Source organism: Desulfitobacterium sp. (assembly GCF_982384815.1).
The window spans coordinates 1-12,189 of the sequence record NZ_CEVWNY010000094.1 but is presented as its reverse complement, the minus strand read 5'-3'; the positions used below and the strand labels follow the sequence as shown (position 1 = coordinate 12,189).

Here is a 12,189-nt window from a genome sequence, read left to right as displayed (position 1 = left end):
CTGCCGCAACCGGTTCAACCCTCGGTATTTTCTGCCTTTTTGCTATGGCCTATAATCCGGACTTGCAAGAAAGTGAAGTAGAGAATGTTAAAAATGCTTACTTCCCTTGGATAGAAGGGTTACATATTCTTCTTGACTACTTTATTGACCTGGAAGAGGACCGGGAAACTTGTCAGCTAAATTTTGTTGCATACTATCCTTCGGTAGAGCAACGTCAGGAACGGCTTAAAACCTTTATTACGGTCTCACTACAGCTTGCAGAAAACTTAAAATATCCTAACTTCCATGAAGCAATTATTCGAGGTTTGCTGGCTATGTATTTATCTGATGAAAAGGGTATGTCTAAGGAATGTGCTACCGTAACCCGGGAACTACTCAGGGCAGGTGGAACAAAGGTGAAGCTCCTTTATTGGCTATGTCGGCAGCTGCGGAGGAAAAATATCCTATAAATACTATGAAACAAGGGGACAGGTCCCTTGTTTCATGGACACAAAACCTTAGGCTTGCCGGTAAAGTATTGTGTGCGTGAGGTTCGTTAGGAAGGTCTTAGCAGGTGATGATGGCAGAAAATCAAGGGCTTCTACTGCTTTTTGCGCACAGTGCAAAGCAGTAGTGTAGGCCTCATCCAATGCTTCGGAGGAGACTAAGGCTTGGATAATTTTCTGCATATCCCGCGGTGATAATTCATTTTTTTGTAGAATTTCACTAGCCCAAGGGCCATAAAGAGGTTTCTGTAAAAGGTAGATTACCGGCAAAGTAATATGCCCATTATGTAGGTCGCCGGCGACGGGTTTCCCAGTAACATTAGGATTACCGGTAAAGTCTAAAATATCATCAATGATTTGATAAGCATAACCTAGGTTCATACCATATTGGCCTAGGTTTTCGATTTCCTCTTGGCCGGCTCCGGAACAGGCTGCACCGGTATTGCAACAGCTTGCCAGAAGGATTCCGGTTTTTTGGGCAATTCTTTGGAAGTAGAGGGTTGGTTCCATGGCTAAATTATAACGATCCTCCGCCTGGTGGATTTCTCCGGCACACATAGCTTGTATAGCATCCACTAAATAGGACATACTGGTCAGCAAACTTTTATCCGCTAAAATACGAAAAGCCTCGGCGAACACGTAATCACCGGCTAGTACGGCAACATGATTGCCCTGTAGAGAACTAATTGTAGGAACCCCACGCCGCCTGTCGGCGTGGTCGATTACGTCATCGTGAATCAGAGAGGCCATATGAATTAATTCCGCGGCAACTGCTGCATCGATGGCTGTTGTATTGAGAGGACCAAAACACTGGGCACTTTGCAGGGTTAGCAGTGGCCTTAGCCGCTTACCCCCTGAAGAAAGTAAACGGAGACAGGACTCTTTAATTAGTCCCTCCGCCCGCAGAAAGGAATTATGCAGTCTTTCTTCGACCACAAGCAACTCAGGAAAAGAAATAACGGGTTCAGAAGATTGAACTTCTTTTCCCGTTAATAGATTATTATTTGGGATATTGTGGGTAAGATGAGCCGTATCAGCAGCAACCATATGATCAGTCCTTTGCATTGATCCTTTTTTCTTAGTATTCCATTAGAAGGGTAAAAGGATACGCCAAGGTATATTTATTTACAATAGGCTCTGTATAAATACAGAGCCTATTGTCAACGGGGTTACCCTATAATAACCTTGAAGGAGTGTTTATTCTGGGCTATACTAAAAAATGAGTCATTAGAAGTAAATAAGGAGGACCAAATAATGCTACAAGGAAAGACTGCTTTAATAACCGGAGGGGCCACGGGGATTGGACGTGCTATCGCCTTAAAACTTGCCCAGGAAGGTGTTAATATTGCGATTAATTATTCTCGTTCTCAAGAAGAAGCTCTAAAAGCTCAGGCTGAAATTAAAGCCTTAAATGCTGTTTGCCGGATTTATCAAGCTAATATTGCTAAGGATGAAGAAGTTCGCACGATGGTCGGCCAAGTGGTGGCGGACTTTGGGCAGCTTGATATCTTGGTCAATAGTGCCGGGATGACTTATTTTGTCCAGCATGCCGATCTCGAAGGAATGAAGGACGAGTACTGGGATGAAATATTCAGTGTTAATGTTAAAGGAGTGTTTAATACCTGCCGTGCGGCTGCTGAGGCCTTAAAAAAGCAAAAGGGGTGTATTGTTAATATTACTTCTATTGCCGGACTTACCGGTTTGGGAAGTTCTATTGCCTATTGTGCATCCAAAGCTGCGGAAATCAGCGTTACTAAATCCTTAGCCAGAGTTCTGGCACCGGAAGTTCGGGTAAATTCCGTTGCACCGGGAGTAGTACTGACACGCTGGGTAGATGGACAAACGGAGCATGTTAATAGATTGGCGAAGGGAACACCTTTACAGCGTGTTTGCACCGCCGATGATGTGGCTGAGGTCGTCTATTCGTTAATTGCGCATGCTGGATTTGTTACCGGTCAAACTTGGGTTGTCGATGGAGGGAACTTTATCTAAATAGAGTACATTATTCAAGTACAGTAAGCTTAAGGGGCTGTTACTCGCCGAATTTGAAATTTCGGCAAGCAACAGCTCTTTTTAGTTGCCGGATTATCTTTTATAGGTCGAGATTGGCACAGATATTGCATGTTTTATAGTGTGTTCAGTTAATTGTGACAAATGATTACTACTACGAAATTCGAGGTGAGGTCAAAATTGAACGATTTAAAAAATCAATAAGTGCGTGCTTGGTTCATAAAGAATTTATTTAGATTTAAGGAGGGTTATTTAATGAAAAAAAGAGTTGGAGTTGTGCACACTTTTTTGTACTCGGTAGAGGACTTGAAAGCCCAGTTCAGAAAACAGTTACCCGAGGTAGAGATGATTAACATTATTGATGATAGCTTATTGGAGGAAGCGTTGGCCAATAAGGGGATTACACCGGGGATCATCAGCCGTATGTGCGACTATTATACGAATATGCAGGAACTGGGTTGTGAGTGTGTGCTGAATCAATGCTCATCCGTAGGTGAAGCTGCGGACATCGCCGCACAGTTGATCAGCATCCCGGTTGTAAAGATTGATGAGGCTATGGCGACAAAAGCCGCTGAATTAGGCACTAATGTTGCGGTAATTGCAACCGCAATCTCAACGGTTGAGCCCTCCAGCCGCCTTGTGGAAAAAATGGCAGAACGTCTAGGTAAAAAGGTTACCGTAAATCGCTGCTTCGTAGATGGGGCCTATGATTTTCTGCTTAAAACGGGGGATAAGGAAAAACATAACAAAATGGTCATTGCCAAAATTCACGAAGCGGCTAAGTCAAACGATGTTATTGTGCTGGCGCAAGGGAGCATGTATCACCTAATGCCACTGTTAAAAGATGTTAAGGTACCGGTACTGACCAGTCTAGAAACTGGTGTAGCCCAAATTAGAGATGTTCTAGGTTTGGATAAATAGTTTTACAAGGAGGATGAATAATTATGGCAAAGGTTAAAGTCGGGGTAGCAGGTTATGGTGTGATCGGGCAAAGGTTGGCAGACGGTGTGATGTTACAAGAAGATATGGAACTCGTCGGTGTGGCTGACTTGGCGCCTACACTTTCTGTTCGTGCATTATATGAAAAGGGAATGCCCTATGACCTTTATCTGGTCAATTATGACGAAAAAGCTAAATTTGATGAGCTTGGTATTCCTGTATCCGGTTCGTTTGAGGATTTGGTTGGTAAGGTTGATATTATGCTTGATTCCTCTCCTGGAGGTGTAGGTGCAAAAAACAAGGAGATCTATGAAGCTAAAGGAGTAAAAGCTATTTTTCAGGGCGGTGAAAAGAATTCTGTCGCAGATATATTTTTTCATGGCTATGCTAACTATGAAAAAGGTGTGAACGCTGCTTATTTAAAGCTGACATCTTGTAACACAACCGGTTTGATTCGTACGGTCGATTGCCTTGACCGTGATTGCGGTGGAATCGAAAAGGTTGCTATTACAATCATTCGCCGTGTGGCTGATCCTGGTGATTATCACCGTGGTCTAACGAATGCTCTGCAGATGGACAAAGCCCCGTCCCATCAAGCTGTTGATCTTATGACCATCATGCCACATGTTGAAGCAACAGGGATTCTTGTGCATACCCCGGTTACCCATGGCCATATTATTACGATCGTTGCTAAGGGTAAACAAAAGATTACCAAAGAGATGGCTTTAGCAGCGTTTAAAAAGCATCCGCGTATCCGCGTAGTCAAGCTTGAAGATGGTTTTATCGGCAATGCATCGTTCTTCCGTTATGCACGAGACCTTGGTAATCCCAGAGGAGATATGTATGAAATAGGCTTATGGGAAGACTGCATTGTCGAATCTGGGGATGAAATCATGTATGCTATCAACATCCCGCAGGAAAGCGTTGTTATCCCGGAAAGTATGGACGCAATTCGTGCTGCTATGTGTATGCAGAAAACCCGTGAGGAAGGAACTGCAGAGACTAACAAATACCTGAAGATGAAAGTAAGATAGGGTGTTAACTTTAACTGTTCTTGCAGGAAAGGGAAGTCGTTATGAAATTCGGTATTAACACTTTAGATGATGTAGTGGTGGAGGGTAAGACTGTCCTTGTACGCGTGGACATTAACCAGCCAATTGACCGTGAGACGAATACTCTTAAGGATACTACTAGGGTGCGTGCCTGTGTACCGACGATCAAGGAACTATCTGACAAAGGCGCGAAGGTCGTATTGCTGGCGCATCAGGGCAGTGATATTGAATATAAGAATTTCTACACCACTGAACCTCATGCTAAGGTACTCACTGAACTGCTTGGCCGCAAGGTGAAATTTATCGACGATGTACACGGCCCTGCGGCACGCGCTGCCATAAGGGAGTTAAAGGCTGGCGAGGTCTTGTTGCTTGATAATGTACGGTTTGTCGCCGAGGAGCAGACGTTGTTCGAGTTGAAGCTTAAGCTTACGCATGAGCAGCAAGCACGGACACTCCTTGTGCGCAAACTTGCACCGCTGGCAGATTTATTTATATGCGACGCCTTTGCAGCGGCCCATCGGGATCAGCCAAGTTTATGCGGTTTTGAGCAGGTTTTGCCCTCCGCTATGGGACGATTGTTCGAGGAGGAATTCTGTGTCGTTTCCGGGATTATGGAGGCACCCGCACGCCCATGTACTTTTGTGCTGGGGGGTGCCAAGATTGCTGATGCCTTTCTGATGATGAATGCAGTGCTGACGGGAGGTGTTGCAGACCATGTGCTGACAGGCGGATTGGTGGCAAATATTATGCTTTGGGCGAAGGGTGTAGAGATCGGTGAGGAATCAAAAAACTTCATCCGCAAACAGGGTTACGAAGAATATGTTGCAATAGCATCTGATTTGCTGCTCAGATATAATGACAAGATTATTTTGCCGATAGATCTTGCCTATGTGCAAAATGGTGAGCGTATTGATAGGGAGATCGATAGGTTGCCTAACGATGAAATACTGGTTGACATAGGTAAAAAGACCGCAGGGGAGTATCAGCAGGTTATTAGGGTTTCGAAGACGGTATTTGTCAACGGTCCAATGGGCGTTTTTGAAAAAGAAAAGAGTGCGTACGGGACAATGGCAGTATGGGAGGCACTGGGAGACACGGCGGGATATACCGTAATTGGCGGTGGCGATAGTATTGCTGCGACTAATCAATATGATATGGGTGATAAAATCAATTACATTTGTACCGGTGGTGGTGCGCTTATCCGCTTCTTGACAGGCGAGGAGTTGCCTGTTGTCAAAGCACTGCGGCATGGTTCGGGACAAGGAGACCAGCATGAAACTTGAGATCGGCTTTGGGACACAACCTCAGCAAGTAGAAATCCCAGACCGGAATGTGATCGGCATTCTGGAACCGAATAAAGTTGAAGTTGCTCGAACTGGTTCAGAAGCGGTTCGCTACGCATTGAAAAATCCGATTAGTACACTGCGGATCGGCGAAATTGTCAAAGCAGGCGAAAAGATCGTCATAATCACTAGTGATATTACCCGTCCGCTCCCTTCATACGTAGTGCTGCCGCCATTGTTGGAGGAGTTATATGCGGCTGGCATACAGAGGCAAGACATCACTTTGGTGTTTGCCTTAGGTAGCCATCGACCGCATACCCCGTTAGAAATGGAGAAACTTGCAGGGGAACAGGCATACAGGGAAATTCGCTGTGTCGATGGTGATGCAAAAGATTTCGTGCGAATGGGGCGCACAAATCATGGTACACCCGTGGATGTGACACGTGTCGTCGCAGACGCCGACCGTCGCATTTGTTTGGGCAATATTGAGTTTCATTACTTCGCCGGTTATAGTGGCGGGGCCAAAGCGATCATGCCAGGCGTATCTACGCGCGAGGCGATTCAATCCAACCATAGTCTGATGGTGCTTCCCGAGGCCCGTGCGGGTAAAATCGAGGGAAATCCAGTGCGCAAGGACTTGGAAGAGGCCATCGAATATTGTCCAATCGATTTTATTATTAATGTTGTGTTAGATGAGCACAAGAATATTATTCATGCGGTGGCGGGACATTATATTGATGCACACCGGGCGGGCTGTAAATATCTTGATCAGCTTTATAAAAAGGTAATCGGTGCCCGAGCAGACATTGTCATAGTATCCCAAGGCGGTGCACCGAAGGATCTGAATCTTTATCAGACACAGAAAGCCCTTGATAACGCAAAGAATGCAGTCAAAAATGGTGGGATTATAATTCTTGTAGGCTCGTGCAAAGAGGGAATGGGTGAGCATGTTTTTGAGGAATGGATGACTGCTGCTTCCACACCTCAAGCACTGATAAAGCGTATCGAAAAGGATTTCCAACTTGGCGGGCATAAGGCAGCGGCGATAGCCCTAGTGCTTGAAAATGCGGAGATTTATCTGGTCTCGGAAATGGAAGCGAAGTTCGTCCAAAGTATTTTTATGCAGCCATATTCATCTGTTCAGGATGCGTTGGATGCGGCATTTAAGAAACTAGGCAATGACGCGGACGTGTTGGTCATGCCTTATGGAGGTTCTACCTTGCCTATATTTGAAGAGTAGTATGTTAATATTGAAATACTACAAGCGTAATAAAGCCGGGCCAAGCCCGATAAAAAGGCCCGGCCTGGCAATTTCTTTTTGGAATTAGCATGAAGAATCCTTAACCTAAAGGTAACAGGCTAGTGATGAGTTTTATAAGCAAGATTAAAAGGACGTGTATATTAAAAAGGAGATCGCAAAATGCAAAATATCGTTAAGGATAAGATTCTCAAGGGCGAACCGGTGCTGGGATGCTTCATAAGCTTTTATACACCGGCAGTTGTAGAAATGCTGGGTCACGCCGGTTTTGATTTTGTTGTCCTAGACAATGAACATGGTTGGTTTAACCCGTCGGAAATTGAAAATATGATACGGGCTGCCGAAGTTGCCAATATTGTACCGATTGTCAGGGTTGATTACGATAATTCAAGTATTCAAAAAGCATTAGACAGGGGTGCCTTAGGGATACAGGTTCCGATGGTAAATAATAAGGAAGATGCGGAAAGAGTAGTAAATAGAGCAAAGTTCCCGCCGTTTGGCCAACGGGGAACATCTTATTCGACACGGGCCGCACGTTTGGGAATAGACGGTGGCAAAGCATATCTGGATTCGGCGGATAACAACATTTTAATCGCGGTTCATATTGAAACTCCGGAAGCTGTGAAGAACTTTGAGGAGATTATGAGTGTACCGGGAATTGATCTGGCGTTCATCGGACCTTTAGACCTAGCAATAAACATGGGTTATAAGGAAGAAGGGCCAAGGCATCCGGCGGTCCAGAAAGTTATTAATGAGTTATATATCAGAGCCGGCGAGATGGGAGTTAAGGTTGGTACTCTAGCAGGCAATTCCGCGGCCATTCCTCAAGTTATTGACAATGGTGCCAATTATGTTCTAACTGTGATTAACTCGCTGTTATACAATGTTTTAAACGAAACGGTTATTGCCATGAAGGCACGCTAATGAGGGGGGTGATGCAATTCTGCATACGCGATGGAGGATAACATCGCAAAAAATCAGGGTAAACATTGAAGGCGATGCTAATAATCATCGACTTACTTGTTAACTGAAAGCGTTTAATAATTTCATAGTTTTTCACTAAAAAAAGGATTTTACTTCGCTCACACAATCAAAGTTTTACTGCGTATTACGATTAAAATTAGCAAAAGGATGTGTTGGATTATGTCAGTGTTAAAATCAAGAGAGAGAGTTATCAGGGCGTTAAATCATCAGGAAACCGACCGTATACCCATAGATATCGGCGGTGTTTCGACACTTACTACTCTGCATCGCGATGCATATGCCAAGCTCAAAGACTATTTGGGCTATAAAAATGACCAAGTAACTCTTACTTCTACGATGTCGCAATCTGTTTTGATAGATGAATTTGTTCGTCAACGTTTCAAAAGTGACTTTTACCCACTTTATACAACAGGGCCAAAGCCGGACTTGGAATTTCAGCGGGAAGAGAGTGGAGCAACTTTTTATTTTGATGAATGGGGTGTCAAGTGGAGATGCCCGGCCGGGGGATTTTATTATGACCCTGTCGGTCATCCTCTTCAAGATTGCAGTATGGAAGACGTAGAAAAATATCCTTGGCCGGATCCCAGAGAAACTAAGCATATAATCGGACTTAAAGAAAAAGCGAAGGATATTTACGAAAACACAGATTATGCCATGGTTGTGAGCGGGCCTTTTTACGGAGGGATCTATGTTCCGGCGGCGTGGCTTCTAGGTTATGAAGATTTCTTTATTAAGATGATGACAGAACCCGAGCTCGTCCACGCTATACTTTATAAAATTGTTGAGTATCACCTGTGTCAGTGGGACTTGATCTTAGATAGGGTCGGTAAATATGTTCAAGTGGTGCTTTTATCTGATGACCTAGGAGCCCAACAAGCTCCAATAATGAATCCCAAGCTTTACCGGGAAATCATTAAACCTTATCAAGCAAAAGTAGTTAATTTTATCAAATCAAAGGCTGACGTTAAGGTTTTATATCATTGTGATGGGGCAATCAGAGAGTTTTTGCCGGACTTCATAGATTTGGGCTTTGACGCATGGAACCCCATTCAGGTCTCTGCCCGTGGAATGGATGATACTGCGTGGCTAAAGAAGGAATATGGCGAAAAACTGGTATTTTGGGGTGCTTCCTGTGATTCACATAACATTCTATCTGTAAAGGGCCCTGAAGAAATTCGCGAGGAAGTTAGACGTAGGATCTTAGACCTTGCACCAGGTGGTGGGCTGGTGCTTTCATCAGTACACAATATCCAACGTGATGTACCGGTAGAAAATGTTGTAGCACTTTATGATGCCCTTTACGAATTTGGAACAGCGTTTTACCAAGGCAAACTATAAAAAGTCATCACTATATAAGCCGGATTAATCATTTGCAGTATCGTTTATAACATTAGTTCATCTTAAGAATGAAAGTATGGAGGAAATTAATTATGTCTATTTTTGATGAATTAGCTCAATTAGTCTTTCAAGGCAATGAGGCCGGAGTTAAAGAACAGGTTAGTAAACTGCTTGAGGAAGGGGCGGATCCCCGTGAAATTATTAACCATGGTCTAATCGGAGGTATGAATATTGTCGCACCATTATTTAAGAATGGTCAGATGTATGTTCCCGAAGTCTTGATGTCTGCTAGGGCTATGAAATCAGGGATGGTGATCGTCAAACCTTTGATAGCAGCCGGTGATATGCCTATTATTGGTAAGGTTTTGATTGGCACTGTAAAAGGGGATCTTCATGATATCGGGAAAAATCTTGTCAGCATGATGATGGAGAGTGCAGGATTCGAAGTTATTAATATTGGGGTTGACATAAGTCCGGAGGGTTTCGTTAATGCTGTTAAGGAGCATAAGCCGGATATTGTGGCGATGTCAGCCTTGCTGACTACAACTATGCCGGTAATGAAGGAAACTATTGAAGTATTTAAAAGTGAAGGAATAAGGGAGAACTTTAAAGTTATAGTAGGTGGGGCCCCCGTTTCACAAGAATTTGCTGATAAAATCGGTGCAGATGGATATGCGGAAGATGCAGCTTCGGCTAATGACTTATGCAAAACACTTTTGAATGTATAAGGAGATATAAAAATGTTAATTGTAGGTGAATTAATTAATACTAGTCGTAAATCAGTTAAACAGGCTGTAGAATCGAAAGATGCAACTTATATACAAGAATTAGCCGAAAAACAAGTACAAGCAGGTGCGATTTATGTAGATGTAAACTGCGGAACCCTAGTTGATAATGAACCGGAAATGATGGAATGGTTAGTTAATACCATCCAAGCTAAGGTTCAGGCACCCCTTTGCCTAGATAGCCCTAATCCGTTGGCTTTGGATAGAGGATTAGCTTTATGTAAGTACGGGCAACCTATGATAAACTCTATTTCCGGTGAACAGGAACGGTTTAAGGCAATTTTGCCCTTGGTTACCAAATACAAATCAAAAATTGTTGCACTGTGCATGGATAATTCTGGTATGCCGGAGACTGCTAAGGACCGTATTAAGGTCGCTAGCAAATTAGTAAGCGATCTGATGGGTGCAGGTGTATCCTTAGATGATATCTATCTTGACCCGCTTATTAAGCCTGTAGGTTCGGGGGACAGGGAAGGAGTCGAAGTTTTAGAATCGGTTAGTGAAATAAAGGCGATGTTCCCAGAAGTTCATGTAATTTGCGGCTTGAGCAATGTGTCCTATGGCTTGCCTAATCGTAAGGTTCTTAATCAGTCGTTTATGATCCTTACTATGGGCAGGGGAATGGATTCGTATATCTTGGACCCTCTCGATAACATAATGATGGGATTTGTTTATTCTTCCCAATTATTGCTGGGTGAAGACCAATTTAGTATAAATTACTTGAAAGCTCATCGTCAGGGCTTATTTCAAAAATAATAGTTATGATTCTGCTGCAGAAACCCCTAATTATTCTCTTCCAATCCGCATATAGCGTGATGCATTAAATTGCTCACTAGATATACAGTGTGAAATCATAATAGGTACTTTTTGCAGCAGAATCACAGTATAATCAAATGAAGTAAATACCAATGTTTGTTTGTAGAAAATTATTAGACACAATTGGGACATCTGTTGCGGATTCTGGGGTAAGGGGGTTATAATCCTTCGTACCCAGATTTTAATAAGGTATCGGAACTTTATAGATCTTTTAGAATTGTGCCTTAACGTTTTTTACGATAGAATTAGTTAAACATATTGAATATTTACGTCTTGATCGTAAAAAAGTGGAGGGGCATATGGGGAAAGATTTTTTTTTAACAACGGAAATGCAAGCGATCTTGGAATCTTCATATGACGGGATCTGGATTACGGATGGCGAGGGGAAAGTTCTTTATACAAACAGTGCAAATGAAAGAATATCGGGCCTTACTCGTGCCGAGGTAGTAGGTAAATATACAGAAGAATTGTTAAGGAAGAAGCTATTTTCTCAATCTGTAGTAACGGAAGTTATCGAAAAGAAAAAGCGTGTTACAATTATGGGCTATAACTATAACAGCAAAAAACACGTTTTAATTACCGGCAATCCGATTTTTGACGAACGGAATAATTTAGTGCGAATCGTCAATAATGTTCGCGATATTACGGATCTCAACAACTTAAAGGAAGAACTTGAGAACAAAGATAAAATTATTGATAAGCAAAAAAACGAGCTAACACATCTGCGCTCCAAACAAATATATAAAAAGCATGACGTGATCATCAATAGCATACCTATGAAACAAACGGTTGACCAAGCAGTCCGTGTAGGGATGTTTGACAGTACGGTTTTGATCTTGGGTGAATCCGGTGCGGGTAAGGAAATTATAGCCGAGACAATCGTTCAAGCGAGTGAAAGATGTAACCAACCGTTCATAAAAGTTAACTGCGGGGCGATTCCGGAGAATTTATTAGAGTCAGAGCTCTTTGGCTATGAAAAAGGAGCCTTTACCGGTGCGAATCAAAAAGGGAAAATGGGTATGTTCGAATTGGCCCAAGGCGGTACGATTTTTTTGGATGAAGTAGCGGAAACTCCGCTTAATCTTCAGGTGAAACTGCTCAGGGTTATTCAGGAACGTGAATTAATGCGTATAGGCGGAACTAAGCCGATTATTTTAGATGTCAGGATTATTGCGGCGACCAATAAAAATATTGAAGAAATGATCAGTCAAGGGATGTTTCGTGAAGATTTATATT

General features: G+C 43.0%; 12 protein-coding genes. 11 read left to right on the top strand and 1 reads right to left on the bottom strand.

The genetic code is table 11. The annotated features are described in order from the left end of the window. A partial coding sequence (locus tag AC1U9U_RS12540; RefSeq protein ID WP_479960903.1) for a DUF2600 family protein occupies nt 1–449 on the top strand: 449 nt, incomplete at its 5' end. Nucleotides 450–497: 48 nt separating this feature from the next. On the opposite strand, the gene AC1U9U_RS12535 is transcribed toward AC1U9U_RS12540, so the two are convergent. Continuing rightward, nucleotides 498–1,550, bottom strand: a complete 1,053-nt coding sequence (locus tag AC1U9U_RS12535) for a polyprenyl synthetase family protein (protein WP_479960902.1) — start codon at nt 1,548–1,550, stop codon at nt 498–500. A 189-nt stretch (nt 1,551–1,739) separates the two neighbouring features. On the opposite strand from AC1U9U_RS12535, the gene AC1U9U_RS12530 reads away from it, so the two are divergent. The 10 genes from AC1U9U_RS12530 to AC1U9U_RS12485 form a co-directional block, all read left to right on the top strand. Next, nucleotides 1,740–2,477 carry an SDR family NAD(P)-dependent oxidoreductase gene (locus AC1U9U_RS12530; RefSeq protein ID WP_479960901.1) on the top strand — a complete coding sequence of 246 codons (738 nt, stop codon included), beginning with the start codon at nt 1,740–1,742 and terminating at the stop codon, nt 2,475–2,477. Between the two features lie 273 nt (nt 2,478–2,750). After that, nucleotides 2,751–3,416, top strand: coding sequence for an aspartate/glutamate racemase family protein (locus AC1U9U_RS12525; RefSeq protein ID WP_479960900.1), 666 nt, complete (start codon nt 2,751–2,753; stop codon nt 3,414–3,416). A gap of 23 nt (nt 3,417–3,439) precedes the next feature. Next, on the top strand, nt 3,440–4,468 hold the full coding sequence (locus AC1U9U_RS12520) for a type II glyceraldehyde-3-phosphate dehydrogenase (RefSeq protein WP_479960899.1): 1,029 nt from the start codon (nt 3,440–3,442) through the stop codon (nt 4,466–4,468). Nucleotides 4,469–4,509: 41 nt separating this feature from the next. Further along, nucleotides 4,510–5,772: a phosphoglycerate kinase gene (locus AC1U9U_RS12515; RefSeq protein ID WP_479960898.1), complete on the top strand. Its 1,263-nt coding sequence runs from the start codon at nt 4,510–4,512 to the stop codon at nt 5,770–5,772. Beyond that, nucleotides 5,762–7,012, top strand: a complete 1,251-nt coding sequence (larAH6, locus tag AC1U9U_RS12510; RefSeq protein WP_479960897.1) for a nickel-dependent malate racemase, LarAH6 family — start codon at nt 5,762–5,764, stop codon at nt 7,010–7,012. Before AC1U9U_RS12515 ends, larAH6 begins: the two co-directional genes overlap by 11 nt. Before the next feature lie 180 nt (nt 7,013–7,192). After that, entirely contained in the window at nt 7,193–7,954 is a 762-nt protein-coding gene (locus AC1U9U_RS12505; protein WP_479960896.1) for an HpcH/HpaI aldolase family protein, read from the top strand. A 219-nt stretch (nt 7,955–8,173) separates the two neighbouring features. After that, on the top strand, nt 8,174–9,352 hold the full coding sequence (locus AC1U9U_RS12500) for a uroporphyrinogen decarboxylase family protein (RefSeq protein ID WP_479960895.1): 1,179 nt from the start codon (nt 8,174–8,176) through the stop codon (nt 9,350–9,352). Between the two features lie 92 nt (nt 9,353–9,444). Next, on the top strand, nt 9,445–10,080 hold the full coding sequence (locus AC1U9U_RS12495; protein WP_479960894.1) for a cobalamin B12-binding domain-containing protein: 636 nt from the start codon (nt 9,445–9,447) through the stop codon (nt 10,078–10,080). A gap of 12 nt (nt 10,081–10,092) precedes the next feature. Continuing rightward, complete coding sequence (locus AC1U9U_RS12490; RefSeq protein ID WP_479960893.1) at nt 10,093–10,893, top strand: methyltetrahydrofolate cobalamin methyltransferase; 801 nt, start codon at nt 10,093–10,095, stop codon at nt 10,891–10,893. A 359-nt stretch (nt 10,894–11,252) separates the two neighbouring features. Then, nucleotides 11,253–12,189: sigma-54 interaction domain-containing protein (locus AC1U9U_RS12485; RefSeq protein ID WP_479960892.1), on the top strand; the 937-nt coding region annotated here is incomplete at its 3' end.